This window comes from Pseudovibrio sp. Ad37 (assembly GCF_001623075.1).
GTDB lineage: Bacteria > Pseudomonadota > Alphaproteobacteria > Rhizobiales > Stappiaceae > Pseudovibrio.
On record NZ_LMCF01000118.1, the window covers coordinates 1 to 3,855 of the forward strand.

At 45.2% G+C, this 3,855-nt stretch carries 5 protein-coding genes and 1 pseudogene; 5 read left to right on the top strand and 1 reads right to left on the bottom strand.

The window, feature by feature from the left end; translation table 11 throughout:
- From PsAD37_RS17065 to PsAD37_RS17080, 5 genes are all read left to right on the top strand, one after another.
- Positions 1-698: IS110 family transposase (locus tag PsAD37_RS17065; RefSeq protein WP_063297182.1), on the top strand; the 698-nt coding region annotated here is incomplete at its 5' end.
- Between the two features lie 644 nt (positions 699-1,342).
- The gene (locus tag PsAD37_RS17070) at positions 1,343-1,552 is read left to right on the top strand and encodes a cold-shock protein (protein ID WP_057464243.1); all 210 of its coding nucleotides are present in this window, start codon (positions 1,343-1,345) and stop codon (positions 1,550-1,552) included.
- Positions 1,553-1,610: 58 nt separating this feature from the next.
- On the top strand, positions 1,611-1,793 hold the full coding sequence (locus PsAD37_RS28130; protein ID WP_153039783.1) for a hypothetical protein: 183 nt from the start codon (positions 1,611-1,613) through the stop codon (positions 1,791-1,793).
- A gap of 287 nt (positions 1,794-2,080) precedes the next feature.
- Entirely contained in the window at positions 2,081-2,290 is a 210-nt protein-coding gene (locus PsAD37_RS17075; protein ID WP_063291013.1) for a cold-shock protein, read from the top strand.
- A 264-nt stretch (positions 2,291-2,554) separates the two neighbouring features.
- Entirely contained in the window at positions 2,555-3,697 is a 1,143-nt protein-coding gene (locus PsAD37_RS17080; RefSeq protein ID WP_063297183.1) for a hypothetical protein, read from the top strand.
- Positions 3,698-3,727: 30 nt separating this feature from the next.
- Here PsAD37_RS17080 and PsAD37_RS27670 read toward each other — a convergent pair.
- Positions 3,728-3,855 (bottom strand): annotated as a pseudogene (locus tag PsAD37_RS27670) (IS5/IS1182 family transposase); the annotation flags it as partial.

Below are 3,855 nucleotides of genomic sequence, written 5' to 3' on the forward strand. Positions count from 1 at the left end.
TGCATATGAAAAGCCGCCGTTCGCATGCAATGCGTACGCTCCTGAGCAGTCGCAAGGCATGCTTGCGTAAATGCATAGACTTGACAAACGAGGTACGCGGGCTCTTGAAGGTTTACGGCCTGCGTCTGCCGGAACGGATTAAACACACACGCTTTGACGCAACAGTGCGACCGTTTATCGAAGTCCACCCAGATTTGAGCCTGGCACTGGTTCCGCTTCTGGATGCACGGCTCGCTTTATTACACACGTATCAAGAGCTGGACAAACGCGTTAAACACGCGGCAAGCACCAATGCAGTGTGCTTGCGACTAATGGAAATCCCCGGCGTTGGCCCTATGACTGCGCTGGCATTTGTCGCTGCGGTGGATGATCCAGCGCGGTTCAGGAGTTCGCGAACGGTTGCTGCCCACTTCGGCTTAACGCCGAGGCGATTTCAGTCCGGAGAAACCGATAATCCCGGCCGGATCTCTAAAGCAGGAGACATGGAGGTCCGCTCTGCCCTTTATACGGCTGCCAATGCGATGCTAACCCGCTGTACCGGTGGATCCAGCATCAAGACCTGGGGGATGCGCTTGATGCGAACCAAGGGCCGGCGACGTGCCGTTGTTGCTGTGGCCAGAAAGCTGGCAGTTGTCATGCACTGCATGTGGGTCAATGACACATCATTCTGTCGTGATGGCTTGGAGGTTGTTGCATGATATAGCCTGACCTAAGTATCACGGCAGGATCGTCCTCTCTGGACGAGGTTTGTAGATGAAGCCGAAAATGTCTGCTGCGCCATGAAAGCGCGTCCAATAGCGGGGCTCTCTACAACCATTCCGGCACATGCATGCAGCCGCTCACAATGAAGAGCGACCCAGACTGCGAAGAGAAGCGTGACCCGGAGATGGATATGATCCGAATGAAAAGGAAAAAGAGCTTGACCTCAGCCCCCGATTAGAGAAGCGGGCATTCGGTAACGTCAATCAAGGTTTGAGATCGTACTACCTCAATATTATAGAATGCTCGCCTCCGGTATTTTCTTCGAAAATAAATATTCACGCAGTCGAAGCACTAAGTGATCATGGTGTAGGGTTGTAGGAGAACGAGCTTTTCTTGCTTTCAGGACCAATCATTGCAGCAAGAATTGCAGATTGTTTAGCATATCTTACATAGCCTCTTGAAAAGAGAGCCGAGAATAACTACATAAACAAAGCGCGTTTACAGCCATCATTGGCTATCTTTTCTTCCGGCTTGCCGGTTTGCTAGGTTCCCCCTGATTTTGAGAATGTTGCACCCCATGTACATATCGAACATGGGAAACACGCCCGCTTAGGCCGGGTAAAGTTACAAGGTATCAACCATGACACACGGCACTGTAAAATTCTTCAATTCCACAAAAGGCTTCGGCTTTATTTCTCCGGAAGATGGCGGAAAGGATGCATTTGTTCATATTTCTGCTGTTGAGCGGGCTGGACTTATGGGTCTCGAAGAAGGTCAAAAAGTTGCTTATGAACTAGAAAGCGGCCGCGATGGCAAAGCTTCAGCTGTGAATTTGCAGCTGGTCGACTAATAAAAGATCAGGGCTGCGCCTGTTGCGTAGCCCTAGTCCTGATAGAAAGAACCAAAATATGCCTAATATTTCAATGTCATGTGCAAAAGATCGATTTGCTGCGATTGAAAAAAACAAAAAAAAAGAACTCACCGATGAAGAGGAACGGGCTCTGCAATTAAGTGAAAAAACGTCTCGCCTAAAAGAACTCCGTCTTGCTAAAGAAGCTACAGATAAAAAGCTTCGCCCTTTGATAAAATAGTCTACCAAGTGATTGGCAATCAGCGAGTGCACAAGATATCGCTAAATATCTTGGGCTAAGATCTATTCTTTGATCTAGTCGATCTAAAGTTCAAGAAACTATGTTTCTCTAAGATTTACTTCGACTGGCCAAATAAATCCGTATTAAAATTTAAATTGATTGAACCAGTGCGATGAGATGTGCAATATGTATATAATAGAATATTGCTTTTGGGAAGTAGTATTCTCTGGCCAAGCGACTGTACATAAGTACTAAAGCGTTTTTGGTCATCACAGATTGTATCCTAAATGATCAATGGTTCCGTGAAATTCTTCAATTCTGAGCAAGGCTTTGGCTACATTCAGGAGGAAGGTACAAATTCACAGTTTCGCGTTCTTCGTGCGTCCTTAAATCGTGCTGGTATTAAGAAATTGGCTGAACGCCAAAAAGTACGTTTCGATACGCTTACAAATCCTGCAAACGGGAAAATAGAAGTCAACAATATCGAAGTTGCCTAACAAAAGACAGTTCCTAGACACATAACTTCTTTACTCATGACAGCGGTAATTATCAGATTTGCAGCTGGTCATATACACTACCTCGCAGCTGCTCCCCCTATTCGTGCAAGATCTTAGTGCCGTGAATACAGCCATCCTCACCCGGCACTGTGTGAACTAAATCCACGTTTAACCGGTCAATTATCCTCGCCACTTCCCGTGCTCTAAACGAAGGGCCGGCAATTTGCTCGTCAACTGATGACTGAGCAACGAAAGAATGGTCCAATGACAGAACGAACTGATCTTGCTAAAATTGGCTTAACCGCAGAATTAATTGGTCCACTCCAGTTTCCCAATCCAATTGCAAATAATAACCATCGGCAAAATTTACAGGAACACTCCTCAAAACTGCAGAACCACATTGCAGTTGTAGCGACCAATACACATGATTTGAAAGAAACCGGATTTGGATCGATTGAGACATGTCGTTTCTTTTACGATGCTCTAAAAGAAAAATATCAAACGGTTACGTTTCACGAGATTTCTTCGATATCCAGTTTGAATGATATTGTTACGTCTAAACCAGATCTTGTTGTCCTTTGCAGTAAATACTTCCTGGATGTAAGTAATAATACAAAAACTTGGTTTTCAGATTACTTTTCTGAGCATGCAATTGCTTTTACCGGATCTGATCGTAACAGTCTGGAGTTCGATTCAAATAAAGGAAAGGCTAAGACGGCTATACAAAACCACGGTATTGCTACTGCAAAGTTTTTCCAAGCCTGCCCTGGCCAGTTCGAAACAGAAGACAAACTCCCTCTTTTTCTTCCTCTTTTCGTTAAACCAATAGATGCTGCTAATGGAAATGGAATAGATGAAAACTCGATAGTTCGCGACTTCGAAAGTTATCAAAGTAAAGTCAAAGAACTTTTCGAAAGCTATGGCGCAGATGTTCTGGTCGAGGAGGTGCTACCGGGACGAGAGTTTACCGTTGCAATCTTTGACGACCCGGAAACCGATTCAAGATCTATTATGCCTGTAGAAATCATAGTTCCCAAGAATGAAAAGGGTGATCGAATATTGGGATGTGCTGCAAAGCAGAAAAATCATGAGTTACTCAGAACTATTACTGAGCCCACTTTGAGCGCTGTTTCCGAGCTTGCAGGCAGTGCTTTTACGGCATTAGGAGTTAAGAGTTTTGGTCGGATTGACATCAAGCTTGATGCAGAAGGAAACCCCAATTTTCTTGAAGCAAACCTAGTGCCGGGTATGACGCCCGATTCGAGTTACTTCCCAAGGGCTTGTTCATTACAAACTGGGTCAAAATCGAAGACGAACAGGCTGTCAGCAATGACACATTCTGAGGTTGCCTTGAAGATCGTTGAGCTTGGCCTCAATCGCATCAACATATTACAGCAAGTAGGCTAATTACAATCGTCTATTAGGCGGTCCTTGACCTTAGGTCCTGTTGACAAAGTTGCGTAGCCATAGACGCGCAGCAGCCAAGTTTAGGAAAGAGGCGAAAGGTACGCAGGTTTTATCGTATCGAGTAGCAATCCTACGGAACTGCTTGAGCTTATTAAACA